The organism is Serratia sp. GW822-FHT06E05 (assembly GCF_058799445.1).
This window is the reverse complement of record NZ_JBXALM010000001.1, coordinates 725,133-748,512: the sequence shown is the minus strand read 5'-3', so window position 1 is coordinate 748,512 and position 23,380 is coordinate 725,133. Positions and strand designations below refer to the sequence as shown.

The 23,380-nt window shown below is 55.2% G+C and carries 24 protein-coding genes; 15 read left to right on the top strand and 9 right to left on the bottom strand.

The window, feature by feature from the left end; genetic code table 11:
* The first annotated feature begins 6 nt into the window (after window positions 1–6).
* The 6 genes from AC1RKC_RS03430 to cspE all read left to right on the top strand — a co-directional run bounded on the left by AC1RKC_RS03430 (window position 7) and on the right by cspE (window position 4,663).
* Complete coding sequence (locus AC1RKC_RS03430; RefSeq protein WP_493092131.1) at window positions 7–930, top strand: TIM barrel protein; 924 nt, start codon at window positions 7–9, stop codon at window positions 928–930.
* Window positions 931–944: 14 nt separating this feature from the next.
* Window positions 945–2,117, top strand: coding sequence for a Gfo/Idh/MocA family protein (locus AC1RKC_RS03425; RefSeq protein ID WP_020826490.1), 1,173 nt, complete (start codon window positions 945–947; stop codon window positions 2,115–2,117).
* Between the two features lie 144 nt (window positions 2,118–2,261).
* Complete coding sequence (locus AC1RKC_RS03420; RefSeq protein WP_020826491.1) at window positions 2,262–2,471, top strand: hypothetical protein; 210 nt, start codon at window positions 2,262–2,264, stop codon at window positions 2,469–2,471.
* Between the two features lie 148 nt (window positions 2,472–2,619).
* The gene (locus tag AC1RKC_RS03415; RefSeq protein WP_129940372.1) at window positions 2,620–3,363 is read left to right on the top strand and encodes a DUF3658 domain-containing protein; all 744 of its coding nucleotides are present in this window, start codon (window positions 2,620–2,622) and stop codon (window positions 3,361–3,363) included.
* Window positions 3,364–3,490: 127 nt separating this feature from the next.
* Complete coding sequence (locus tag AC1RKC_RS03410; RefSeq protein WP_020826493.1) at window positions 3,491–4,135, top strand: Qnr family pentapeptide repeat protein; 645 nt, start codon at window positions 3,491–3,493, stop codon at window positions 4,133–4,135.
* Between the two features lie 315 nt (window positions 4,136–4,450).
* Window positions 4,451–4,663, top strand: coding sequence for a transcription antiterminator/RNA stability regulator CspE (gene cspE, locus AC1RKC_RS03405; protein ID WP_020826494.1), 213 nt, complete (start codon window positions 4,451–4,453; stop codon window positions 4,661–4,663).
* Between the two features lie 394 nt (window positions 4,664–5,057).
* Here the strand turns inward: cspE and AC1RKC_RS03400 are convergent, their stop codons facing one another.
* On the bottom strand, window positions 5,058–5,738 hold the full coding sequence (locus tag AC1RKC_RS03400) for a hydrolase (protein WP_020826495.1): 681 nt from the start codon (window positions 5,736–5,738) through the stop codon (window positions 5,058–5,060).
* Window positions 5,739–6,006: 268 nt separating this feature from the next.
* On the opposite strand from AC1RKC_RS03400, the gene AC1RKC_RS03395 reads away from it, so the two are divergent.
* The gene (locus AC1RKC_RS03395) at window positions 6,007–6,432 is read left to right on the top strand and encodes a universal stress protein (protein WP_020826496.1); all 426 of its coding nucleotides are present in this window, start codon (window positions 6,007–6,009) and stop codon (window positions 6,430–6,432) included.
* Between the two features lie 275 nt (window positions 6,433–6,707).
* Window positions 6,708–7,463, top strand: a complete 756-nt coding sequence (gene budC / locus AC1RKC_RS03390) for a meso-2,3-butanediol dehydrogenase (protein WP_020826497.1) — start codon at window positions 6,708–6,710, stop codon at window positions 7,461–7,463.
* 41 nt (window positions 7,464–7,504) lie between these two features.
* Here the strand turns inward: budC and AC1RKC_RS03385 are convergent, their stop codons facing one another.
* From AC1RKC_RS03385 to puuD, 4 genes are read right to left on the bottom strand one after another with little or no spacing between them, the layout of a single operon-like run.
* The gene (locus AC1RKC_RS03385) at window positions 7,505–8,785 is read right to left on the bottom strand and encodes an NAD(P)/FAD-dependent oxidoreductase (protein ID WP_020826498.1); all 1,281 of its coding nucleotides are present in this window, start codon (window positions 8,783–8,785) and stop codon (window positions 7,505–7,507) included.
* A gap of 11 nt (window positions 8,786–8,796) precedes the next feature.
* Window positions 8,797–10,293 carry an aldehyde dehydrogenase PuuC gene (gene puuC, locus AC1RKC_RS03380; protein WP_048762638.1) on the bottom strand — a complete coding sequence of 499 codons (1,497 nt, stop codon included), beginning with the start codon at window positions 10,291–10,293 and terminating at the stop codon, window positions 8,797–8,799.
* 15 nt (window positions 10,294–10,308) lie between these two features.
* Window positions 10,309–10,866: an HTH-type transcriptional regulator PuuR gene (gene puuR, locus AC1RKC_RS03375; RefSeq protein ID WP_020826500.1), complete on the bottom strand. Its 558-nt coding sequence runs from the start codon at window positions 10,864–10,866 to the stop codon at window positions 10,309–10,311.
* Window positions 10,863–11,624 carry a gamma-glutamyl-gamma-aminobutyrate hydrolase gene (puuD, locus tag AC1RKC_RS03370; protein WP_129982983.1) on the bottom strand — a complete coding sequence of 254 codons (762 nt, stop codon included), beginning with the start codon at window positions 11,622–11,624 and terminating at the stop codon, window positions 10,863–10,865. Before puuD ends, puuR begins: the two co-directional genes overlap by 4 nt.
* A gap of 239 nt (window positions 11,625–11,863) precedes the next feature.
* Between puuD and AC1RKC_RS03365 the strand changes: the two genes are divergently transcribed.
* The 5 genes from AC1RKC_RS03365 to AC1RKC_RS03345 all read left to right on the top strand — a co-directional run bounded on the left by AC1RKC_RS03365 (window position 11,864) and on the right by AC1RKC_RS03345 (window position 17,697).
* A complete protein-coding gene (locus AC1RKC_RS03365) occupies window positions 11,864–13,282 on the top strand; it encodes a glutamine synthetase family protein (protein ID WP_020826502.1) in 1,419 nt (472 codons plus the stop codon).
* A 317-nt stretch (window positions 13,283–13,599) separates the two neighbouring features.
* Window positions 13,600–14,970 (top strand): APC family permease, encoded by a 1,371-nt coding sequence (locus AC1RKC_RS03360; protein WP_020826503.1) that lies wholly within the window; start codon window positions 13,600–13,602, stop codon window positions 14,968–14,970.
* 216 nt (window positions 14,971–15,186) lie between these two features.
* On the top strand, window positions 15,187–16,080 hold the full coding sequence (gene yddG / locus AC1RKC_RS03355) for an aromatic amino acid DMT transporter YddG (RefSeq protein WP_020826504.1): 894 nt from the start codon (window positions 15,187–15,189) through the stop codon (window positions 16,078–16,080).
* A gap of 73 nt (window positions 16,081–16,153) precedes the next feature.
* Window positions 16,154–16,426 (top strand): hypothetical protein, encoded by a 273-nt coding sequence (locus AC1RKC_RS03350; protein WP_020826505.1) that lies wholly within the window; start codon window positions 16,154–16,156, stop codon window positions 16,424–16,426.
* A gap of 395 nt (window positions 16,427–16,821) precedes the next feature.
* Window positions 16,822–17,697 carry a nucleoside-specific channel-forming protein Tsx gene (locus AC1RKC_RS03345; protein ID WP_041414482.1) on the top strand — a complete coding sequence of 292 codons (876 nt, stop codon included), beginning with the start codon at window positions 16,822–16,824 and terminating at the stop codon, window positions 17,695–17,697.
* 55 nt (window positions 17,698–17,752) lie between these two features.
* Here the strand turns inward: AC1RKC_RS03345 and AC1RKC_RS03340 are convergent, their stop codons facing one another.
* Window positions 17,753–17,932, bottom strand: coding sequence for a hypothetical protein (locus AC1RKC_RS03340; protein ID WP_020826507.1), 180 nt, complete (start codon window positions 17,930–17,932; stop codon window positions 17,753–17,755).
* Window positions 17,933–18,394: 462 nt separating this feature from the next.
* Here AC1RKC_RS03340 and AC1RKC_RS03335 point away from each other — a divergent pair, with 462 nt between their 5' ends.
* Both AC1RKC_RS03335 and AC1RKC_RS03330 read left to right on the top strand, forming a co-directional pair.
* Window positions 18,395–18,868 (top strand): anti-virulence regulator CigR family protein, encoded by a 474-nt coding sequence (locus tag AC1RKC_RS03335; RefSeq protein ID WP_046373790.1) that lies wholly within the window; start codon window positions 18,395–18,397, stop codon window positions 18,866–18,868.
* Window positions 18,869–18,979: 111 nt separating this feature from the next.
* The gene (locus AC1RKC_RS03330; RefSeq protein WP_046373789.1) at window positions 18,980–19,510 is read left to right on the top strand and encodes a chorismate mutase; all 531 of its coding nucleotides are present in this window, start codon (window positions 18,980–18,982) and stop codon (window positions 19,508–19,510) included.
* A 12-nt stretch (window positions 19,511–19,522) separates the two neighbouring features.
* On the opposite strand, the gene AC1RKC_RS03325 is transcribed toward AC1RKC_RS03330, so the two are convergent.
* The 3 genes from AC1RKC_RS03325 to hutI form a co-directional block, all read right to left on the bottom strand.
* Window positions 19,523–21,058, bottom strand: coding sequence for a serine hydrolase domain-containing protein (locus tag AC1RKC_RS03325; RefSeq protein WP_234529504.1), 1,536 nt, complete (start codon window positions 21,056–21,058; stop codon window positions 19,523–19,525).
* Between the two features lie 281 nt (window positions 21,059–21,339).
* Window positions 21,340–22,143: an N-formylglutamate deformylase gene (hutG, locus tag AC1RKC_RS03320; RefSeq protein ID WP_115059045.1), complete on the bottom strand. Its 804-nt coding sequence runs from the start codon at window positions 22,141–22,143 to the stop codon at window positions 21,340–21,342.
* The gene (gene hutI, locus AC1RKC_RS03315; protein WP_174574104.1) at window positions 22,140–23,363 is read right to left on the bottom strand and encodes an imidazolonepropionase; all 1,224 of its coding nucleotides are present in this window, start codon (window positions 23,361–23,363) and stop codon (window positions 22,140–22,142) included. Before hutI ends, hutG begins: the two co-directional genes overlap by 4 nt.
* Window positions 23,364–23,380 lie beyond the last annotated feature (17 nt).

Genomic DNA, 23,380 nt, shown 5'->3' with positions numbered 1-23,380 from the left:
TGAAAAATGACTTTGCCTATTGCTAACGCTCCCTGCAGCTGGGGAGTGGATGATCCTAAAAATCCTGACCTACCGCCTTATACCAAAGTGCTGCAGGAAGCGAGCGCAGCAGGTTATCACAGCATTGAATTGGGGCCCTGGAGCTATCTGCCCACCGATGCCGCAACTCTGACCGCAGAGTTGCAACGGCATTCGTTGTCGCTGGTGGGGGGCACCATTTTTGATGATTTGGTCAGCGAGCATAACTTCGAGCACATACTGGCACTGACCCACAACATATGCCGCAACCTCTCGCAGGCGCCCCAGGCGCAACCCATTTGCGAAGGCCATTTTTCACCGCCGTATCTGGTGATTATCGACTTCGGCAATCCGCAGCGGGCCAGGTTTGCCGGGCAATCAATGCAGGCACCGCGGCTGGATACAGCCGATTGGAACCGTATGATCGGCCATATTATTGCCGTTAGCGAGATTGCCTGGCGGGAATATGGGGTACGACCGGTGGTACACCCGCACGCCGGAGGCTGTATTGAGTTTGCTGATGAAATCGAACTGCTGGCCGCGCAGATCCCGCACCACACTGCGGGGTTGTGTCTGGATACCGGACATCTGTATTACTCCGGCATGGATCCGCTCACCTGGCTCGAGCGCTACTTCTCCCGAATTGATTATCTGCATTTCAAAGACGTTAACCCGCAGGTGTTCCGCAATGTGTTGGCGCGTGGTTTGGATTTCTTTACCGCCTGCGCGCAAGAGGTTATGTGCCCGCTGGGGAAGGGAGCGATTGATTACCCTGCCGTGCGCGACTTATTGGCTGCGCGCGGCTATCAGGGGTGGATCACCATTGAGCAGGAACGGGATCCGCGTCAGGCGCAAGGCAGCCTGCGCGACGTAACGGATAGCCTTACTTATTTACGCAGCGTCGGTTTTTAATCAGGAGCAACGAGATGATTAACGGTATTAAACCTCTGGAAAGATCTCTGCGGTGGGGCATGGTCGGCGGCGGGGGTACCAGTCAGATCGGTTATATCCATCGTTCTGCGGCATTGCGCGACGGCACTTTCACCTTACTGGCCGGCGCGTTTGACATTGACGCATCGCGCGGGCGCAGCTTTGGGCAAAGCCTGGGCGTGGCAGCGGAGCGCTGTTATCCGGATTACGCCACGTTATTCCGTGAAGAAGCCGCCAGGGCGGACGGCATAGAGGCGGTTTCCATCGCTACGCCAAACAATACCCATTTCGCTATTTGCCAGGCGGCGCTGGAAGCCGGCCTGCACGTGGTGTGCGAAAAACCCCTGTGTTTCACGGCGCAGGAGGCGCAAGCACTGGTGGAACTGAGCCAAAGGCAGCATAAAATTATCGGTGTTACCTACGGCTATGCCGGGCATCAACTGATCCTTCAGGCGCGTCAGATGATTGCCGATGGCCAACTGGGTGAGATCCGTATCATCAACATGCAGTTCTCTCACGGGTTCCATGCCGCGCCGGTGGAACTGGACAATCCCAGCACGCGTTGGCGGGTGGACCCGCGTTTTGTCGGCCCCAGCTATGTATTGGGTGATTTGGCCACCCATCCGTTATTCCTGGCGGAAACCATGGTGCCGCAGTTGAAGATCAAACGGTTGATGTGTAGCCGCCAGAGCTTTGTCAAAACTCGTGCGCCGCTGGAAGACAATGCCTATGTACTGATGGAGTACGATAATGGCGCTGTCGGTTCAATGTGGTGTTCGGCAGTTAACAGCGGTTCTATGCATGGCCAAAAGGTGCGTATTGTGGGGGAAAAGGCCAGCCTGGAATGGTGGGACGAACAGCCTAACCAACTGCGCTTTGAAGTGCAGGGCGAGCCGGTGCGTATTCTGGAGCGTGGTATGTCCTACCTCGATCCTATGGCATTGGCGGAGGATCGCATCGGCGGCGGTCATTCCGAAGGGCTGTTCGAAGCCTGGTCGAATCTTTACCGGCGCTTTGCGTTAGCGATGGACGCCACCGACCGGCGAGACGAGGCGTTTCTGGCTGGTTTTTGGTACCCCGACGTGCATGCCGGCGCGATGGGGGTACGCTGGGTGGAAAACTGCGTGCGCTCCGCCGATGCCGATGCCAGTTGGGTGGCGTTCCGCTAATCATTTCGACTGATGTATTTTCTGCCATATCGATGTACCGGCAACTTATCCTCAGCGGTAATGGGGGATTCTGTGGTTCGCTTCATTAGATAAAACTTTAAATTCTGTTAAGTTACTTATTAGCGTAATCACAAGGAGAGAACGATGTTAGAGCAATATTACCCGGCCACCATGAGTTCCAAACCTATCACGGACGAACAGCATAAAAGGCTGGTGGCAGTGCAAGCGGCACTGGAGTTGATCAAGGCGACGCTGTCTGACACCAATGACGGCAACGGCGTAGACTTCCAGCTTAAGGCCGCTGAAAAGCACGTTGGCCCGCTGGCCGATGCCATTCAGGAAGCGCTGAAGTAAATCATTATGCTTATCATCAACCGCCCAAGGGCGGTTTTTTTATGTCGCTTAAACGCAAAAAATCAGATTATTTGCCTGGTGATGCAGGGGGAAAGGGGGCAAAATTCAGCTCAGGATTGACTTAAGCAATAGCGAAGGAGAAGCATTGATGAAGGATGTGCATATCGCACTGTCGGGTGGCTGCGTGCGGTTGGCCTACCCGGGAGAAAACGTACTGGATTTTGCCGATAGCCTATCGTTTGGGCCGCTGTATGGGCTGGATGATGATCAGGCCCTGCAAGCCCGATGCCGCTGGTTACGCGATCTGCACCAATCTGTTCATGCTCCCGAGTGGGATACCTCTGAAGCTTTGCCGCTGGCGATGACCACGTTAAAAACGCAACTCGCTGCTGTAACCGGGCAGGTGACGTTGTGGGCTGGTGCCAATCCCGACGAGCAACTGATGCTGCGCGCACTGTTGCCGTTGCTGGGGGAACGTCGCGTTTTCGTGGTTAACGTAACCGAACACACCGGGCGGGTTGCCACCAACTGGTGCCCGGCAGAAATGCTGGAACCACTGTGGATCTTGCGGCGCGAGCTTTCTGAGGAAGAGAAAGCCAGGCTGATTGCCGATTGGCATCGCCTGTTGGCGGAAAACTCACTGGTACGGATTTTTGCGGAAAACCGCGTGCAGGGGCAGGCGCTCGATTTCCATGACCGTCCGTTGTTAGATGCTTGCCCGAATGACTATACCCAGGGCTCACGGGTGGTCGGTGATGCGATGGTAAATTCACCGTATCCAGTGGGGGATACCTTTTTGAATTTCCGATTGTATGCCCTGATTGAACAAGGAGTGGTGCAGGCGCAGAACGCCAGCTTGAATATGAACCGGATCCAGGTCAAACAGGCTTAAAACTCACCTATCCCACAGGTTATTTTTTTGTGCTCAGAGGCAGATAAACCCCGTTAAAGCGGTTTAATCTGTCATGTAAATAGGATTATACTGCGCCATTGACTGTACAAATAAACAGGTGAATGGAATGGTGCTGGCTCTGAAGGGTGAAAAGATTGCTCGTAACCGGTTTACCGGTGAGAAAGTCGAAAATGGCAGCTTTATTAACTGCGATTTCTCGGGCGCCGACCTGACCGGCACCGAATTTATCGACTGCCAGTTTTACGACCGCGAGAGCCAGCAGGGCGGTAACTTCAGCCGCGCCGTGCTCAAGGACGCCAGCTTCAAGAATTGCGATCTGTCGATGGCAGATTTTAGAAATGCCAACGCTTTAGGCATCGAAATTCGTGAGTGCCGGGCTCAGGGCGCAGACTTCCGCGGTGCCAGCTTTATGAACATGATTACCTCGCGCACCTGGTTTTGCAGTGCCTACATCACCAAAAGCAACCTGAGTTACGCCAACTTTTCCAAAGTGGTGCTGGAAAAGTGTGAGCTGTGGGAAAATCGCTGGAACAGCGCGCAAATCCTCGGTGCGACCTTTAGCGGCTCAGATCTGTCCGGCGGCGAGTTTTCCTCCTTCGACTGGCGTGCTGCCAACTTTACCCATTGTGATCTGACCAACTCTGAACTGGGTGAGTTGGATCTGCGCGGAACCGATCTGCAGGGCGTGAAGTTGGACAGTTACCAGGTGTTCCAGCTAATGGAACGCCTGGGCATTGCCATTATCGGCTAAGGCGACGATCCCGCAAAGGGCAATCAGGCCTTGCTGGGCGGGGGTGGGGCTGCAGAATCTGGGAAATAATAAGCAGGGCGTATAAATATAATGTTAAATATTCCTTGCTTAAATAATCTAGCTATGTGTAAATAGCGTCATCGGTTTGTAGTACAGACCTTATGAAAGCAGTTTTAGTAAAGCAGTTCTCAGTATTAGTGATATCCCATAGATAGCTCTTCTCCCGCGAATTTCCTTCTCTAGTGCCCAATAAGTTTCCAATAAAAACAGACCTCTATCGCCATATGGCGTCTCAAAAATATAAAGGAAATATCTATGTCTAATAAAATGACTGGTTTGGTAAAATGGTTTGATGCAGGTAAAGGTTTTGGTTTTATCTCTCCGGAAGATGGCAGCAAAGACGTGTTCGTACACTTCTCCGCTATCCAAAGCAATGATTTCAAAACGCTTGATGAAGGTCAGCGCGTTGAGTTCACTGTCGAAAACGGTATGAAAGGCCCGTCTGCAGGCAACGTAGTCGTTTTATAATTTCAAGGTAGTGCTTTATTTCTTGCGATAGCGATGATGGTTTAAGCCGGAGCAGATGAGAAATAAAATAATTGCCTGAATAAACTCCGGGATTACCCGGAGTTTATCTAAAATAATTAGCTTCACCATTTTCAATAACTGAAGTTATTGGCAACAGAAAAGAAGATTGGCCCATAAAGTTATAAGTCCGATCCAGTCTATTTTTCTGTTGTGAAAAAGTTGTGCTTAGGCTGCGTAAGGTTGGAGTGTTCGATGGACGCTTACGCCATAACATGACGGTCGGGAAAGTAACCGACAAACATTGATGACCCTGGCCGAAAGCCGGGGTTTTTTATGCCTGCTGCTCCGGTAAACAGGCTGGACCAGAATGAAGCAGGCCAGCCTGGCGTGACCGTTAGCCGCGCTGGGAATCCAGCACTTCGTTATTCTTCACCACGTCCTGAGCTTTAACATAGCTTTCAATCAGCAACTGATATGCCGGGAAGATTTTGGTGTAAACCTCAGCCCATTGCTGTGCATCCTCGCGGTTCCAACTGCCCTGCAGTTCAGAGGCCACGCCGGCGGTATCGATCGGTACCACTCCGGCCTGCACCACTCGCGCCATAGTAATCTCCTGCGCCATTTTAGAGTAGGTGCCGGAGGCGTCGATAACGGCAAAGACCTTATAACCCTCTGCCACGGCGCTGATCGACGGGAAGGCCATGCAAACGCTGGTGATGGTTCCGGCGATAATCAGGGTTTTACGCCCGGTTGCTTTTACGGCTGCAACAAAATCTGGATTATCCCAGGCGTTGATTTCGCCTTTGCGCGCCACATATTGCGCATGCGGTGCATTTTGGTGGATTTCGGGGATCAAGGGGCCGTTAGGACCCTGTGGAACGGAAGCCGTGGTAATGACCGGCAATTTGCTTAGCGTAGCGATACTGGCCAGTGCGCCAGCGCGAGCGCGCAGTTCAGTCATCGGCATATCGCCGACGGTTTGGAACAGGCCGCTCTGGTGGTCAATCAACAACATCACCGCGTCATTGGCATCAATAACAGGACGCTGGCCATTAAAGTTTGCTGGAGAGCTCATCTTTCTTTCCTCTGTGATCGGGACGTAGACAACAATTAACTTTGTTTAACCAAGGGTTAATCTCAGTGCTTGTTAACAGTGTAGGGCCAGAGGAAAATTCCACTAGAGGGCTAACTCAGGATGCATCGTTCTATAAAAAGAACAATAAGGCCAGGGGCAGGCGATTATTTCAGCGCTGAACTAAACTTAAACAGCATAACAAACATGCGGAAAGGCCCTGGCAGGGAGCGCCACTTTGTTCACCAGCGCAATGCGGAGGGCTGTAATCATGGCTTATCATCATATCGTTGTGGCAACCGATCTCAGCGAAGACGCTGAATTTTTGCTCGGCAAAGGCGCCAAGTTAGCAAGCGCACTGAATGCCAGGCTATCGCTGATTTATATCGATATCCACCGTGGCGGCTATTACGCTGAGCTGGGCGTGGGTGAATACAACTACACCGACCGAACTTTTTCGGAGCGTGTCAAAAACATGCTGAATGCGATCAAGGATCAGTCGTCTTACCCGGTTGAAGAGGTGATTATCAGCCGCGGCGAACTGACGGAAGAATTGAACCGGGCGGCGAAAGAGAAAGGCATTGATCTGATTATCTTTGGCCATCATCACGATATCTGGAGCAGATGGATATCTTCGGCCCGGCAGGCGATCAATAACCTTAACGTTGACCTGTTGGTGATCCCCATTGCGAAGTAATGAACCTCGCCAACTGCACTAACGCGACGGTACGGGACTTATTGATAGGTGATAATGCGCGTTGGCAATAGTCACTGATATGAATTTTATTAACCCTATCAAATGCTTGGCTTAATTCCGATAATGCCTGACCTAGCGCATTGAATTCGCACTGAATACCTCTTTGTGATTAATAAACCGCACATTTTGACTGTCACTCGTCGTCCATGAGTTTTATCCTCGAACCATTAGGATTTGTATGATTTATAGAAATACATTCACATGGAGGAGGTCTCATGCGTTTTGACAATAAAGTGGTAGTGATCACCGGTGCAGGCAATGGGATGGGAGAGGCGGCAGCGCGTCGTTTTTCTGCCGAAGGGGCTACCGTGGTATTGGCTGACTGGGCGAAAGAGGCGGTGGACAAAGTTGCCGCTTCGCTGCCAAAAGGCAAGGCACTGGCGGTACATATTGACGTTTCCGACCACGTTGCGGTTGAAAAAATGATGAATGAGGTGGCCGAAAAATTAGGCCGCATCGACGTGCTGCTCAATAACGCAGGCGTGCACGTGGCCGGCAGCGTATTGGAAACCAGCGTTGCCGACTGGCGACGCATTGCCGGGGTGGATATCGATGGCGTGGTATTCTGTTCCAAATTTGCCATGCCGTATCTGCTGAAAACCAAAGGCTGCATCGTTAACACCGCGTCGGTTTCCGGGCTAGGTGGTGACTGGGGCGCGGCGTACTACTGCGCGGCGAAAGGGGCGGTGGTTAACCTGACGCGTGCCATGGCGCTGGATCATGGCGGTGACGGTGTGCGGGTCAACTCGGTATGTCCGAGCCTGGTGAAAACCAATATGACCAACGGCTGGCCGCAGGAGATCCGCGACAAGTTTAACGAGCGTATTGCGTTAGGCCGAGCGGCAGAGCCGGAAGAGGTGGCGGCAGTAATGGCATTCCTGGCCAGTGACGACGCCAGTTTTATCAATGGCGCCAACATCCCGGTAGACGGCGGGGCGACCGCCTCTGACGGCCAGCCTAAGATTGTTTAAGCGGTAATTTCGGGCCCGGTGGTATACCGGGCCCGATAGCGTTACACCCCAATCCGATCCCGCAGCTGGTAGTAAGCTGCACCAATCGCGGTGAAAGGAATTTGCAGGTTGCGACCGCCGAAGAACGGCAGGTGCGGCAGCTTGGCAAACGCATCGAACCTTTCCGCATCGCCGCGCATCAGCTCGGCAATCAGTTTGCCCGCCAAATGAGTACAGGTCACCCCGTGGCCGCTGTAGCCCTGCATGTAATACACGTTATTTTCCAGCCGACCAAACTGCGGCATGCGCGACAGCGTCAGCAGGAAATTACCGGTCCAGCGATAGTCGAGACGCACGCCTTTGAGCTGCGGGAAAGTTTTCAGCAGCTTTGGCCGGATCAGATTGTCGATATCGTCCGGATCGCGGGCGCCATACACTACGCCGCCGCCGTACAACAGGCGGTTATCGCCGGTGATACGGTAATAATCCAGCAGGTAGTTACAGTCTTCGACGCAGTAATTCTGTGGGATCAGCGATCGCGCCACTTCCGGCGCCAGCGGTTCGGTAGCCACCACCTGGGTGCCGCACGGCATGCTACGTTTCGCCAGCCGCGGTTCCAGCTTATCGCCCAGATAAGCGTTGCCGGCGACAATCACATAACGTGCTGTCACCTGGCCGTTGGCGGTGCTGACGATTGCCGGTTCGCCATGACGGATGTGGGTGACCGCAGACTGTTCGAAGATCCGTCCACCCTGCAGGCGAATGGCTTCGGCTTCACCGAGCGCCAGATTCAGTGGGTGAATATGGCCGCCGCTGTGATCCAGCAGCGCGCCGACGTAGCGCTCGCTATCGACCTCCTGGCGGATACGCTCGGCGTCCAGCAATTCAAGCTGGGTATTGCCGTAGCGCTCCCAGTGCTGTTTTTGTTCGATCAACGCATGATATTGCCGGTTGTTCAGCGCGGCGAAGATGCCGCCAGGGCGATAGTCACATTCGATGGCGTACCGTTGGATACGGCTGCGAATGATCTCTGCGCCTTCAAACATCATGCTGCCGAGCAGGCGGGCGCTTTCGGCGCCATAACGCTGTTCAATGACGTCGATATCGCGGCTGTAGGAGTTCACCAATTGCCCGCCGTTACGTCCGCTGGCACCGAAACCGATGCGGGCAGACTCCAACACCACCACGTTGTACCCCGCCTCTACCAGAAACAGCGCCGATGACAAACCGGTGTAGCCGCCGCCGACGATACAGACGTCGCATTCAATGGATTCATTCAGCTGCGGGTAGGGAGCGTGGTTGTTGGCCGAAGCCGCATAATAGCTTTTTACGTGTTCAGTCATGATCTCTGCCCTTATTCCAATGAAATCCAGGTGGTTTTCAGCTCGGTGAATTTGTCCAGTGCGTGCAGCGACTTGTCGCGGCCGTTACCGCTTTGTTTGTAACCACCGAAAGGAACGGTCATGTCCCCGTCGTTGTAGTTATTGACGAACACCGTGCCGGCTTTTAGCTGACGCGCCAAACGATGGGCACGGGACAGGTCGCGGGTCCAGATTGCAGCCCCCAGGCCGTAGTCGCTGTCGTTAGCCAACTGCATGGCCTGCTGCTCGCCGCTAAACGAAGTGACCGCCAATACCGGGCCGAAGATTTCGTCGCGCGCCACGCTCATGGCGTTGTCTACCTGGGTGAGAATAGTTGGGCCGAGATAACCGCCGTGTTCACCTTGTGGATGATCGCGACCGTCGAGGAACAGCGCAGCGCCCTGAGTCAAACCCTGTTCGATATAGTCGGCCACTTTCTCGCAGTGGCCCTGATCAATCAGCGTGCCCATCACCGTCGCCGGATCGAGCGGATTGCCTGGTGCAAAGGCTGCTGCATGGCGGCGCAACGCCTGTAAAAATTCTTGCTGTATGCTCTCTTCCACCAACAGCCGAGTACCGGCGATGCACACTTGCCCCTGGTTATAAAAAATCCCGGCGGCGGCGCTTTGTGCGGCCTTATCCAGATCCGGGCAGTCGGCAAAGATGATATTGGCGCTTTTGCCACCGGCTTCCAGCCAGACGCGTTTCATATTGGATTGGCCGGCATAGATCATCAGTTGTTTGGCCACTTGCGTTGAACCGGTGAAGGTCAGCGCGTCGACGTCGTTATGCAGCGCCAGCGCTTTACCGGCATCGTGACCATAACCGGGAACGATATTCAGCACGCCGTCCGGCAGCCCCGCCTGCTGCGCCAGTTGACCCAGATAGATCGCGCTCAGTGGCGATTTCTCTGAAGGTTTGAGGATCACGCTGTTGCCGGTGGCCAACGCCGGGCCGAGCTTCCAGCAGGCGAGCAATAACGGGAAATTCCACGGTACGATGGCGCCGACCACGCCAATGGGTTCGCGTTCGATCAACGCCAGCGCATCGCTGCCGGTAGGGGCGATTTCGCCATAAACCTTATCGATCGCTTCGGCATACCAACGCAGGCAACGAATAGCACCGGGCACATCATCACGCAGGCTGTGTCGAATCGGTTTGCCGGTGTCCAGCGTTTCCAGCAGCGCCAGCTCTTCGTGGTGTTGTTCCATCAATGTCGCCAGCTTGAGCAGCGTCGCCTTGCGTTGCGACGGGGCCGCGCGCGACCAGTCGCCCCGCTCAAACACCTCGCGGGCGGCGCTGACCGCCAGGTCAATATCTACGCTGCTTCCTCGGGCCACCTGAGTCAGCTCTCGCTGACCGGCAGGATCCTCCACGGCAAAGGTTTCGCCTTCGGCCGCCTGCTGATAGCGGCCATTGATAAACAGTCGGTTCTCAATATTCAGGGCTTGCGCCCGGTGTTGCCAATACTGCAGGTGGTGGAAGTCCATACCTTGCTCCGTTGATCAGAATGTCGTCGGCGTATGGGCGCTGATAATCCGGCAAATCCGCGCCGACGTGTTGCTGAAACTGTGGGGAATGCCGGTGTTGATGGCGTAGCTCTGGCCGGCCAGCAGGGGATAAGCCTGCCCGTTGACCTGCAGCACGACTTCGCCTTCCAGCAGGGTGCCGATCTCTTCCCCCTGATGCTTGATGCGTTCACCGGTGGTGGTACCCGGCTCATAGGTTTCGATCATCATCGCCAGGGTGCGATTAGGATCGCCGTTGTGGATCAGTTTCATAGAAACCCCCTGGCTGCCAATCTCAATCAGATCCTGGTAGTCGATAACAATCCGTGGCTCGGCCGGCTTCTCCGGTTCGGCGAAAAATGCCGACAGGGACAGCCCGTACACCGTCAGCAGCTTTTGTAAGGTGCTGATGGCCGGACTGACCTTGTCCTGTTCGATGGTGCTGATGGCGCTGTGAGTTAACCCAGACAGTTCGGCCGCGCGGCGCTGCGATAATCCCAATTGCTGGCGGATTTGCGACAGACGTTTGCCCGGTGCCAAGCTGACATCGCTCATGGGCGTTTTTCCTTTTGATAGTTCCGGCAGGCGCTAATGAAACCTTCAAACAGCAGGCGTGACAGGGCATATTCCTCGCTGTTCCATTCCGGGTGCCATTGCACGCCCAGCGCAAAGGGCTGATCGCGCAGGCTGATGGCTTCTACCAACCCGTCGGCGGCGTGGGCTTCGATACGTACGCTGGATCCCAGCGTCTTCGCGCCCTGGCCATGCAGTGAGTTCACCCAGAATCTGTTGCAATCCGGTATCAGTTGCGAGAGTAAGCCCCCTTCCTGAACGATGACTTCGTGGGCAGGGGCATATTGCTGTTCGAGCGGCAGGTCGTGATCTTCACGGTGTTCCAGCAGCTCGGGCAGTTCATACAGCCGGCGGTGCAGGGCACCCTGGGTAGCGACCACCATTTCCTGCATGCCACGGCAAATGGCGAAAAGGGGAATGCGCCTGTCGAGCGAGTGGCGGATCAGCGCCAGGCTCAATTCGTCTCGCCCGGGATCGGCGTCAGGCTCATCGCCGTTTTCACCATAAAGGTGCGGCTGCACATTACTGGGGCTGCCTGGCAACAGAATGCCATCGAGTTGTGGCAGTAACTCTTCGAGCAGTTTCGGTTCTGCCAGCGCGTGTGGCAGGGCTATCGGCAACCCGCCCGCAGCGATAACGGCATTTAGGTACTTTTCTTGCAAGGTCTGAGTGAGGTGCCCGTTTAACCTATACCTGCACATCACTACGCCGACCACTGGTCTGTTAAATATATTGCCCATGCTGTCCCCTTGGTATGTTCGAAATTATGAACGATAAGCTTCTCCACTGCCGTTTCCGTTCAATATTTTATAAATCTAGCAGTGAGATGGGCAATATTCAAACTAAAAGTAACACTTGCAAAACAATTTTGTTGCATCTATGTTTCATTGGTGGACATTATATTGAGCAAGATGGTCAAAAAACATCGACGGCAATAAGTGTGAGAACCACAGACAAAAACATACATGGCGGGTGAATCATGCAGACCAACATAGTAGAAGTGGAAAACTTTGTTCAGCACCACGAAGAAAAGCGAAGTAGCGCGTTCCAACGTGAAGTGAAGAAGTATCTGGAACGTTATCCATTAACTCAGCACGTTGACGTTCTGTTGACCGACCTTAACGGCAGCTTCCGCGGCAAAAGGATACCGGTTGGCGGGCTGAGCAAACTGGAGAAGGGCTGCTACTTCCCGGCGTCGGTGTTTGCAATGGATATTCTTGGCAACGTGGTTGAAGAGGCCGGATTGGGGCAAGAGCTCGGTGAGCCGGACCACATCTGTGTACCGGTGTTGGGCACGCTGACGCCGTCGGCGGCGGATCCACAATATATCGGCCAGGTACTGCTCACCATGCTGGATGAAGATGGTACTCCCTTTGACGTTGAACCGCGCAATGTGCTGAACCGAGTGTGGCAGCGTTTGCGTCAGCGCGGGCTATCCCCCGTAGTAGCGGTAGAGTTGGAGTTCTATCTCATCGATCGTCAGCGTGATTCGGAAGGGTATCTGCAGCCGCCGTGTGCGCCGGGTACGCAGGAGCGTAACACCCAAAGCCAGGTCTATTCGGTAGACAACCTTAACAACTTTGCCGACGTGTTAAGTGAGATAGACGAACTGGCACGCCTGCAGGGACTGCCGGCAGACGGTGCGGTGGCCGAAGCCTCGCCCGGTCAGTTTGAAGTCAATCTGCACCATACCGACAACGTGCTGCAGGCCTGCGACCATGCGCTGGCGTTGAAACGCCTGATCCGCATGGTGGCAGAAAAACACAACATGCAGGCTACCTTCATGGCCAAGCCGTATGAAGAGCACGCCGGCAGTGGCATGCACGTGCATATCAGCATGCTGGACCGCCAGGGCAACAATGTCCTCGCCGATGATGACGGCGAAGACTCTGCATTGTTGAAACAGGCTCTGGCGGGAATGATCGCCCTGATGCCTTCTTCTATTGCGCTGTTGGCGCCGAACGTTAACGCCTACCGCCGCTTCCAGCCGGGCATGTACGTGCCGACTCAGGCATCCTGGGGCCATAACAACCGCACAGTGGCACTGCGTATCCCTTGCGGCGATCGCGATAGCCACCGGGTGGAGTACCGCGTGGCCGGTGCCGATGCCAACCCTTATCTGGTGATGGCGACCATCCTGGCGGGCATCGTCTACGGGCTGGAAACACCGCTGCCGCTGCAAGAGCCGGTAACCGGCAACGGGCTGGAGCAGGACGGACTGCCATTCCCTATCCGCCAGAGCGATGCACTGTATGAATTCGAGCATCAGCCGGTGTTGAATGCGCTGCTGGGTGAAAGGTTCAGCCATGTTTATCTGGCCTGTAAAACGGATGAGCTGGTGCAGTTTGAGCGCCTGATCACCGATACCGAAATCGAGTGGATGCTGAAAAACGCCTGAACCCGCTCATCCTCGATGATACCGCGCGCGTCTGGCGCATTCCGCCGGCTATCCTGTGGCCTGCGAAGCTGCGCGCAGCGGTAAAGCATTTCTTCTACTTGGCGTACAGGACGCCGGCGAGGAAAGAACCATGACAGCCATAACTGTTCCATCAACCTGTGCGGGCGGTTGCCTGTGCCGCAGTAAATATGGGCCTTCCGCTGGCCGCGTTTTTTTGTCTTTGCATCGTCCCTTCCGCCGCCTGAGCAGCAGTTTCCCCGCGGCCTCTCTGAATGACGTTAAACGGTTACCAGCAGAGGACAAAGGGGGGAAACGCCATGGCGATTAATGCGATCGAGGTTAATGAGGCGGCCAAGCCGCAACTGCGTAAAAGCCTGAAGCTGTGGCAAGTGGTGATGATGGGGTTGGCTTACCTGACGCCCATGACGGTGTTTGACACCTTCGGCATTGTCTCCGGCCTGACCGACGGCCACGTCCCGGCCGCTTATCTGTTGGCGCTGGCCGGCGTGTTGTTTACCGCCATCAGCTACGGCAAGTTGGTTCGCAAGTTTCCGACCGCCGGTTCCGCCTATACCTATGCGCAAAAGGCCATTAACCCGCACGTCGGTTTTTTGGTGGGGTGGTCCTCGCTGCTCGACTACCTGTTCCTGCCGATGATCAACACCCTGTTGGCAAAGATTTATCTGACCGCGCTGTTCCCCGAGGTGCCGCCGTGGGTGTGGGTGGTAGGCTTTGTGATCATCATTACCGCCATCAACCTGAAAAGCGTCAATTTGGTGGCTAACTTTAACACCCTGTTTGTTTTGGCCCAGATAGCGATCATCGTGGTGTTTATCTTCCTGGTCGTGCGCGGCCTGCATAACGGTGAAGGACTGGGGACGGTGTGGAGTCTGCAACCCTTCATCAATGAGAATGCGCATTTGCTGCCGATCATCACCGGCGCCACTATTTTGTGCTTTTCGTTTCTCGGCTTCGACGCGGTCACCACCCTGTGTGAGGAAACGCCCGATGCCGCCAAGGTGATCCCGAAGGCCATCTTCCTGACTGCGCTGTACGGCGGGGTAATCTTCATCAGCGTTTCCTTCTTTATTCAGCTGTTCTTCCCGTCTATTCAGCGCTTCCATCAACCGGACGCGGCGCTGCCGGAAATCGCGCTGTACGTGGGCGGCAAGCTGTTCCAGTCAATTTTCCTCTGTATTACCTTTATCAATACCCTGGCATCGGGGCTGGCCTCGCACGCCAGCGTTTCGCGACTGCTGTATGTGATGGGGCGGGATAACGTGTTTCCGGAAAAGTATTTCGGCTATATCCACCCGAAATGGCGCACCCCCTCATTGAACGTGTTGCTGGTTGGGCTGGTGGCGCTGTCCGCGCTGTCTTTCGATCTGGTCACCGCGACCGCGCTGATCAACTTCGGTGCGCTGGTGGCCTTCACCTTCGTTAACCTGTCGGTGATCAGTCATTTCTACATTCGCGAGGGGCGCAACAAAAGCTGGAAGGACCGTTTTAACTACCTGTTCCTGCCGTTGGTGGGGGCGTTAACGGTTGGCGTGCTGTGGCTGAACCTGGAAAAAAGCTCGCTGACCATGGGGCTGATCTGGGCCGGGCTGGGTTTTGCCTACCTGGTATACCTCACCCGGCGTTTCCGTCAGCCGCCGCCGCAGTTTGAACGGCAGCCGCAGCAATAAGGCCAAGGCTGTTGATGAACCCATCCAGGGGTAAATCGGTGGGGGGCGGCCATCTTCGCCCCGATTCAACTCATTGATTATGCTATAGGGCGCAGCATGCAGCGCCCCCACCAGGAAACGATAGGTACTCCGAGGCGGGCTTTCCCGCCTTTCTTTTTTTATCACCGGGCAGTAGAGTGAAAATCCTGATAAAAAATAACTGATTGGAACGCTTTCATGTCTTCTCTGCCCGCCCAATATAAAGCCACCTTGCTCGGTCTGTTGGCGATCCTGCTGTGGAGCAGCGTGGTTGGCCTGATACGCAGCGTCAGCGAAGGGCTGGGGCCGATTGGCGGGGCAGCAATGATCTACAGCGTCAGCGCGGTATTTTTGCTGTTGGCGCTGCGCATGCCGAATTTACGCCTGTTCCCACGCCCCTACCTGCTCCTCGGCAGCCTGCTGTTTGTCAGCTATGAAATCTGCCTGTCGTTGTCTTTGGGCTATGCCAATACCCGTCTGCAAGCGATTGAAGTGGGAATGATCAACTACCTGTGGCCCTGTTTCACCGTGCTGATGGCCCTGGTGTTTAATGGGCAAAAAGCCAAGTGGTGGCTGCTGCCGGGGCTGTTGCTGTCCTTGTTCGGTATTGGCTGGATCATGAGCGGCGAGGGCGGCTGGTCGCCGGCGCAAATGCTGGAAAACGTGCGCAGCAATCCGCTGAGTTATTCGTTGGCTTTTGGCGGCGCGGTTATTTGGGCGCTGTATTGCAATCTGACCAAGAAAATTGCCCAGGGCCATAACGGCGTGGTGTTGTTCATTACGCTGACCGCCGTGGCACTGTGGTTGAAATATGCATTCAGCAGCGAAAGCGGTATGCAATTCACGTTGCCGGTAACCCTGACGTTGCTATGCGCGGGCATGGCAATGGGAGCAGGCTATGCGGCGTGGAACGTGGGTATATTGCGCGGCAATATGACGCTGTTGGCGACGGCGTCTTACTTTACGCCGGTGCTGTCGGCGGTGTTTGCTGCGCTGGTGCTGAATACTGCACTGACCGCCAATTTTTGGCAGGGAGTGGTGATGGTCACGGCAGGTTCGTTGATTTGTTGGCGGGCAACCCGAGGAAATTAACGGAAATTATCTGCCTGTCGCCCAATGTTGAACTAGAATTTAACTAGCGATTCTGCCTGAAGGAACATAAAAAATGAGAGACGATATTCAATTCATTCAGCAGCCAGTGATTGACGACGAACGTTTTATGCGCGGTGATACCGTGCGCCTGACCACCGCCAATTTACGTCACGAATACCAGCTTGATGTCAGTATTTTACGCCGGGAAGGCAAACTGATTTTTGGCTCGGTCATCGCCGCTGCACCGAAAGTGGATATCCCGCCCAAAGAGTGGGAGATAGCTCCGGGGCAGGAGGTGGTTTTCCGCCAGGAAAATATTGCCAAAGCACTGCCTTCGGTGAGCTGAGCTTCCCCCATGTGAGGTGTTTTCACGTCCATTGACCGCAGTAGATTTCCAAGAAATGCCGGCGTCTTTTAGCGCCGGCATTTTCATTTCAGCGACAGAGACGGTTACTTTATTTATTGATTACAATTGGCACAAAAAATGCTTTAAAAATCACCGTGCATGACAAAAATCACAGCGATCGTGAATTTGCATGAAACATAATTTGACAAATGTGAACGCAATCGATTACCTATTCGCGAAATGCATAACTGGATCACAGATTCTTACACCCAGTGATTTCTATAATGCGCGCGTCGCCCGAGAGTTTGTAAGCAGAGGCAACGCCAGGTGTCGTCAGACTCATTGTCATCTTTTCTAACGGGCAGGAAATGGCCCTTTAAGCATGTGGTAATAAAATGAAAAAAATAGCTCTCGCAGCAGGTGTACTGCTCGCAGCGTCTTACAGTGCATCTTCAATGGCTGATAGCAAAGACAGCCAATACGTCTCGGATTGGTGGCACCAAAGCGTTAACGTGGTGGGCAGTTACCACACCCGTTTCGGACCTCAGTTGAACAACGATCTGTACCTGGAATATGAAGCCTTCGCCAAAAAAGATTGGTTCGACTTCTATGGCTACATCGACGTGCCTAAATTCTTCGGCGTGGGCAACACCCCTGACCGTGGTATCTGGGACAAAGGTTCTCCGATGTTTATGGAAATCGAGCCTCGCTTCTCCATCGACAAACTGACCGGCACCGATCTGAGCTTTGGCCCGTTCAAAGAGTGGTACTTCGCCAACAACTACATCTATGACCTGGGCCACAACGCCGACGGCCGTCAGAACACCTGGTATATGGGTCTGGGTACCGACATCGACACCGGCTTGCCAATGAGCCTGTCGATGAACATCTATGCCAAATACCAGTGGGAAAACTACCAGGCTGCCAACGAAAACAGCTGGGACGGTTACCGCTTCAAAGTGAAATACTTTGTGCCGTTGACCCAGGTGTGGGGCGGCAATCTGAGCTACATCGGTTTCACCAACTTTGACTTTGGTTCCGATCTGGGCAAAGACGACTTCACCGTGAACGGTCGTCAGGCGCGTACCAGCAACTCTATCGCTTCCAGCCATATTCTGGCGTTGAACTACGATCACTGGCACTACTCGTTCGTAGCCCGTTACTTCCATAACGGCGGCCAGTGGCAGGACGGCGTGGATATCGGCACTCCTCAGGGGCCAATCAAATCTACTGGCTGGGGTTACTACATCGTGGCCGGTTATAACTTCTGATTTTCCGTGGTATCAGAAACAGAAAACCCCGCTTTGGCGGGGTTTTTTTTCGTCATCACTGCGCTTGTTCACCGGGCAGATGCCGCACCGGCATAAATAATCGTCCTTTGATTACGTGGCATTCATTATCGATCCAATTGATGATTTGTTCACGGCTAACGCCTTCGGATTGCGCGTAGCGGTGAAGATCGCCATTAAAGTGCTGCGTGATGTATTCCATGAGGGTCATTTGCATGTCTTTTGCTCCTGAACGCCCACCCGTTGCCAACTGGCCACCGTGGGAGGTAAAGGTTTCTCAGACGCCGAATTTAAAGTATTGGCAACCAAATCTCAACAAAAAGCACTGTCGTGGTGCATGCAATGTCGATTCAGCTGCAAAAAAGAATCCCGCACGGAGAGGCGGGAAGGGTTCAGTATTATCACTTTGGGTGATAAAAAGATGATTTGAGGTGCGACGAAAAAGAGCGGGCTAACTCTTTTTTGTGACAATTCCAAACTACTGCATGGCTTATTTCGCTGCAAGAAAAATCTTAGACCGAAATTCGGTTTTTTCGAATAGTTTTGCGCTGGGATAATATTTTGTCATTTGGCCTGATGCCGATCTCTGTATGGCATCTAACTCTCAGAGTTTTCCTCATGCTTTGTGCGGAGAATTGCGCCTATAGTGAAGGTAATAACTCATGCAGGAAGTAACAAAATGAGCAAACGTCGTACTACTTTCACCGTATTGGCGCTGATTGTTTCTCTGGGGTTGTCATCCGCACCGGCGCTGGCCGATAAAGGCGGCAACGGTAACGGCGGGGGTAACGGCCATGGTAACAGCGGCAATCATGGTAATAACGGCAACAATGGCAAGCATGGCAATAAAGTCAAAGATAACGATGGCGACCGCGGCTTGGTTTCCGTCAGTATTTCTCATGAGCGTGCACGTTCTCTGGCCTTGAACTACGGTCTGACCGGCTACCGTTCTTTGCCACCGGGGATCGCCAAAAATCTGGCGCGTGGCAAGCCTCTCCCTCCGGGCATCGCCAAAAAAATGGTGCCATCCTCTATGCTGCACGATCTGCCTTATTACCCAGGCTATGAGTGGCGCATTGCCGGTAACGATCTGGTGCTGGTGGCGTTGAGTACCGCACTGGTTGCCTCGGTGATCAACGGCGTGTTTGATTGATTCCCGCTGACTCTGCTTTAAGGCCCCGCTTCGGTGGGGCTTTTTATTTGCCTGCAACGGGGGATCGTGGTGAACTCTTTTCCTGTAATTTTGGTGCATAAGGAAATTGTGATGTTCAGGATGTTATTGATTGCCTGCTGCCTGGTCAGTTTTTCCGCTTTGGCCAACGGAGGGACGGCACTGGGTGAACTGGTCAATCAGCGTCTGGGTTATATGAAAGACGTTGCCGGCTACAAGGCACAGCAGCATTTGCCGATCGAGGATTTGGCGCAGGAGGCGAAGGTACTGGCAAGCACGCAGGCAGAGGCGGGGCGCTTAGGGTTGGATCCGCTTTCGGTTCGACCGTTTATCATCGCGCAAATGGACGCCGCGAAGGCGATTCAATACCGTTACCGCGCGGACTGGCTGGCGCAGCCGGAAAGCGGCTGGCAGCCACGCCCGCTGGAACAGGTGCGGCCGCAAATTGCAGAACTCAGCAGTCGCATTTTGCAGCGACTGGCTCAGGAATTAAAAGCCGGAGCGCTGACGGAGAGTGCGCGCAGTCATTTTATTCAGGCTATTGATCAGAACAACCTCAGTGAGGCCGACAAGCAGCGGCTGTTTACCGCCTTATTGGCCGTCAGGGCCGCCAAGGCGGGGTGATCCCGGCGTCCGCTAATCGCGGCCGAGGCTGCTGCGCTGGAAGGTCAGCACCCGGCTGCGATTGGCAATCAAATCTACGCTATAGCCGCGGAAATAGAGGCAAAAGCGTTTCAACCACGGGCCGTCGCTGCTTTCGACCAGCATGCGGCCCTGGCCCAGCGAACTGATCTTCCCGGTTTGCGATGCTGGGCCCACGCCAATGTGAACTCGATCGCCGCAGATCTCGAAGGCGGTGCGGTACTGCGGGTGGTACCACAAGCCCTGCACGTGCTTCAGACAATCGCGGTTTGGCGTGACGGGCAGAAAGCTGCGCGGCACGTGGCACACTTCACCTTCTACCGCTTCACCGGTCCATTTCAGCCGCATCGGCATATGAGCGGAAAGCGACACTGCATAGCCGTCATCGGCCTGATACAGCGCCTCTTCACTGCCCAGATAAGCGACGTTGCCGTCTTTCACTTCCAGCCAGTAAGGATCTGCCACCGTGGTGTAAATGCCATCAGGAATGGCGGTGCTGCGTTTCGGCAGGGCTTCACCCAGCAAGGCGGCCATCACCTGCAGTGCCATGTCGAAACTGTCGCAATCCTCCCGGTTAGCCACCACAACGACACCGGATTGCCGGTCGGGTGACAGCAGGAAATAAGTTTTGTAGCCAGCATGCGAACCGCCATGGCCCAGCAGACGGTGTTCGCCGAGCGGCGTTTGCGCCAGCCCCAGCCCGTAAGCGCTGACCTGCCCTTGGTTGAGATGGCGTGGGGCACTCAGTTGCGCCAGTACGCCACGGCCAGGGCCTTGATTGGCCAGCAGCGTTTGCAGCCAGCGAGTGAGGGCATTGGCACTGCCGGTCAGGCTGCCGGAGGCGGAAAGGTGCAGGCCGGCGCTGGCCAACTGCCAGCCCTGCTCGGAACGCCAGTAACCGGGGGCAAGCCCAGGCACCACGTCATACCAGCTTTCCGGTGCCCGCAGTTGCACCTGCAGCGGCTGTGCAATGTGCTGCTGAACCAGTTGGTCGAAGTCATAGCCTTTGGCCTGTAGGGCCGCTTCAACCAACCGGTAGCCAGTGTTGGTATAGGTGATTTCGCTGCCTGCCGGGTAGTTCAGCCCCTCTAGCCCCTGCAGAAACTGCATGACCGGTTGCGCGTCACTGCGGGTATGCACCGAAATACCGAGCAGCCCCAGTGTTTCACGTACGTCAGGCAGCCCGCTGGTCATATCCAGCGCCTGGCCGACGGTCACATTTGCCAGCGGCTTTCGCAGCTCAGGCAGCAAGTCACCCAGGCGGTCGTTCAGGCTCAGGGCCTGATCCGTAGCGTTGAGCGCCAATGTGGCGAAAATATGTTTGGTGACGGAAGCGTAGCGCACCACGGTGTCTGCGTTAAAAGGGGTATTTTGCGCCATATCGGCCCGCCCGGCATAGGCAGTTGCGCGTACTTGTGCGGCATCGAACAGGGTAATAGCGCCACCGGGTTGGTTGTCGGACTGCCAATCAGCCAGCAGTCTATTGGCGACGGCCTGCGCGGCACGCCAGTTCAGCGGGATTTCGGACATAGAGGGCCTCCAGAGTATTTTTTATTTATTTGTGCCTTGATGGGCTTTTCGCCAGATTGTCGCGTACCGCGCAAACTGCGGGCCGCTGTTTTGTGCGCTGTTCCGACCAGATTCACTGATTTTCAGTCAAAATTGCGATGCAGTACGCAAATCGAAACGGAAGCAACAAGGAGGCAAATTGTGTGCCGCAACGTCAGGGCGTTAAAGCGGGGGAGAGCTTGCTTGAAGGCTTGATTGTCGCAGGGCAATTAGCGTTGCCCTGCGACAGGAGGAGAAAAGGATCAACGCAGTTGACCGCCACCGGAAAGCAGGCTGTCGATCATCTGTTTTAGCAGGCGTTGCAGAGATGCGGCACGCTCGGGCTCAAACGCATAGGGATACTGTTCGGACATGTAGTTCACCTGCGCCAGCTCCAGTTGAATGGCATGCTGCTGCTCTTGCGGACGGCCATAAGCCCGAGTGATGTAACCGCCTTTGAAGCGGCCATTAAGTACATGCGTGAACTGCTGTTGCTGTTCGCAGCAGGCGACCAGACGATCGCTCAGCGCCGGGGCGCAGCTTTCGCCCCCGTTGGTGCCCAGGTTGAGGTCTGGCAGCTTACCGTCGAACAGACGTGGGATAACGGAGGCAATGGAATGGGCGTCGAACAGCAGCGCGTAACCGTGCTTGGCTTTCAGGCGCGTCAGTTCGTCTTGCAACTGTTGGTGGTAAGGTTGCCAGATCTGTTCCAGATAGCCGGTGCGCTCCTGGTCAGAGGGGGCTTTACCCGGCAGGAAGCTCGGTCGGCCGTCAAACAATACGTCAGGATACAGACCGGTGGTGGCGGTAGTATAAAGCGGTTTGTCGTCGGCTGGACGGTTCAAGTCGATAACAAAGCGCGAATAATTGCCGACCAATATGCTGGCACCCATGGCACGAGCGAAATCGTACAGCTGTGGGATATGCCAGTCAGTGTCGGGCAGTGGCCGTGCATCGTCGGTCAAGCCGGCTTCGACGGCCGGTGTCAATCGGGTACCGGCATGGGGAATACTGATCAGCAGCGGCAGGCTGCCGGGGTGGAAATCAAAAGCATCGCGAATGGTCATTGACGTACTTCTCCTCGGAAAATCACCGTACAGGGCAGTTGACCGCCCAACCAGTAAGCCAGTTCAGCCGGACGGGACAGCGGCCAGTGCACAAAATTCGCCAGCTTGCCGGCTTCCAGCGTCCCCTGGCTTGCCTGCAGGCCCAGCGCCTTGGCCGCATGTACCGTGACGCCCGCCAACGCCTCTTCCGGCGTCAAGCGGAACAGCGTGCAGGCCATGTTGATCATCAAACGCAAGGACAACGCCGGTGAGGTGCCCGGGTTCGCATCGCTGGCGATCGCCATGGCTACGCCGTGTTTGCGGAACAGCTCTACCGGTGGGCATTGGGTTTCACGCAGCAGGTAATAAGCGCCCGGCAGCAGTACCGCAACGGTGCCTGCATCGCCCATTGCGCGCGCATCCTGTTCGGTAGCATATTCAAGATGATCGGCGGAAAGGGCATGGTGCTGCGCTGCCAATTCACTCCCGCCCAGGGCCGAAAGTTGTTCCGCATGCAGCTTAACGGGAAGACCGGCTTTTTCCGCTGCGGCGAACACTCGCGCCACCTGCGCCGGTGAGAACGCTAGATGCTCGCAGAAGGCGTCAACCGCATCGGCCAATCCGGCAGCGGCAGCCTGAGGAATAATGGTGTTGCACACCAGATCGATATAGTCGTCGGCGCGATGGGCATATTCCGGTGGCAGCGCGTGCGCCGCCAGGCAGGTGGTTTTCACTTCAACCGGCAACAGTTCGCCCAGCTTGCGCGCCACGCGCAGCATTTTCAGCTCGCTCTCCGGCGTCAGCCCGTAGCCGGATTTGATCTCCACGCAGGTCACGCCTTCCGCCAGCAGCGGTCGCAGCCGGAACAGCGCCTGCTCCAGCAGCAGTTCTTCGTCGGCGTCACGGGTAGCCTTGACGGTGGAAATGATGCCACCGCCCTGGGCGGCGATATCGGCGTAGCTTACGCCATTCAGGCGCTGCTCGAATTCGCCGCTGCGGTTGCCACCGAACACCAGATGGGTATGGCAGTCGACAAAGCCCGGCGTGATGATACCGCCGTCGAATTTCACGGTTTCATCCGCTATCAAGTTTGCCGGTAACGCCGCATGTTCACCCAGCCAGACAATCTTGCCGTCACGCACGGCGATCGCGCCGTTGGTGATGGTGTGATATTTACCGTCGCGCATGGTGACGACGTCGGCCCCGTGCCACAGGCTGTCGCAGTGAATCTCAGAGGTCATGGCTTTTCTCCGCCGGA

Bases quoted from the DNA above. Each gene is read 5' to 3' on its own strand.
- AC1RKC_RS03410 (WP_020826493.1), top strand. From the start codon at position 3,491: ATGGTGCTGGCTCTGAAGGGTGAAAAGATTGCTCGTAACCGGTTTACC.
- hutG (WP_115059045.1), bottom strand. From the start codon at position 22,143: ATGACCATTCGCGATGCTTTTGATTTCCACCCCGGCAGCCTGCCGCTG.
- AC1RKC_RS03345 (WP_041414482.1), top strand. From the start codon at position 16,822: ATGAAAAAAATAGCTCTCGCAGCAGGTGTACTGCTCGCAGCGTCTTAC.
- AC1RKC_RS03340 (WP_020826507.1), bottom strand. From the start codon at position 17,932: ATGCAAATGACCCTCATGGAATACATCACGCAGCACTTTAATGGCGAT.
- puuD (WP_129982983.1), bottom strand. From the start codon at position 11,624: ATGGGCAATATATTTAACAGACCAGTGGTCGGCGTAGTGATGTGCAGG.
- yddG (WP_020826504.1), top strand. From the start codon at position 15,187: ATGTCTTCTCTGCCCGCCCAATATAAAGCCACCTTGCTCGGTCTGTTG.
- hutI (WP_174574104.1), bottom strand. From the start codon at position 23,363: ATGACCTCTGAGATTCACTGCGACAGCCTGTGGCACGGGGCCGACGTC.
- puuC (WP_048762638.1), bottom strand. From the start codon at position 10,293: ATGGACTTCCACCACCTGCAGTATTGGCAACACCGGGCGCAAGCCCTG.
- AC1RKC_RS03420 (WP_020826491.1), top strand. From the start codon at position 2,262: ATGTTAGAGCAATATTACCCGGCCACCATGAGTTCCAAACCTATCACG.
- AC1RKC_RS03385 (WP_020826498.1), bottom strand. From the start codon at position 8,785: ATGACTGAACACGTAAAAAGCTATTATGCGGCTTCGGCCAACAACCAC.
- AC1RKC_RS03360 (WP_020826503.1), top strand. From the start codon at position 13,600: ATGGCGATTAATGCGATCGAGGTTAATGAGGCGGCCAAGCCGCAACTG.
- AC1RKC_RS03330 (WP_046373789.1), top strand. From the start codon at position 18,980: ATGTTCAGGATGTTATTGATTGCCTGCTGCCTGGTCAGTTTTTCCGCT.
- AC1RKC_RS03350 (WP_020826505.1), top strand. From the start codon at position 16,154: ATGAGAGACGATATTCAATTCATTCAGCAGCCAGTGATTGACGACGAA.
- AC1RKC_RS03335 (WP_046373790.1), top strand. From the start codon at position 18,395: ATGAGCAAACGTCGTACTACTTTCACCGTATTGGCGCTGATTGTTTCT.
- cspE (WP_020826494.1), top strand. From the start codon at position 4,451: ATGTCTAATAAAATGACTGGTTTGGTAAAATGGTTTGATGCAGGTAAA.
- AC1RKC_RS03395 (WP_020826496.1), top strand. From the start codon at position 6,007: ATGGCTTATCATCATATCGTTGTGGCAACCGATCTCAGCGAAGACGCT.
- budC (WP_020826497.1), top strand. From the start codon at position 6,708: ATGCGTTTTGACAATAAAGTGGTAGTGATCACCGGTGCAGGCAATGGG.
- AC1RKC_RS03325 (WP_234529504.1), bottom strand. From the start codon at position 21,058: ATGTCCGAAATCCCGCTGAACTGGCGTGCCGCGCAGGCCGTCGCCAAT.
- puuR (WP_020826500.1), bottom strand. From the start codon at position 10,866: ATGAGCGATGTCAGCTTGGCACCGGGCAAACGTCTGTCGCAAATCCGC.
- AC1RKC_RS03430 (WP_493092131.1), top strand. From the start codon at position 7: ATGACTTTGCCTATTGCTAACGCTCCCTGCAGCTGGGGAGTGGATGAT.
- AC1RKC_RS03425 (WP_020826490.1), top strand. From the start codon at position 945: ATGATTAACGGTATTAAACCTCTGGAAAGATCTCTGCGGTGGGGCATG.
- AC1RKC_RS03365 (WP_020826502.1), top strand. From the start codon at position 11,864: ATGCAGACCAACATAGTAGAAGTGGAAAACTTTGTTCAGCACCACGAA.
- AC1RKC_RS03400 (WP_020826495.1), bottom strand. From the start codon at position 5,738: ATGAGCTCTCCAGCAAACTTTAATGGCCAGCGTCCTGTTATTGATGCC.
- AC1RKC_RS03415 (WP_129940372.1), top strand. From the start codon at position 2,620: ATGAAGGATGTGCATATCGCACTGTCGGGTGGCTGCGTGCGGTTGGCC.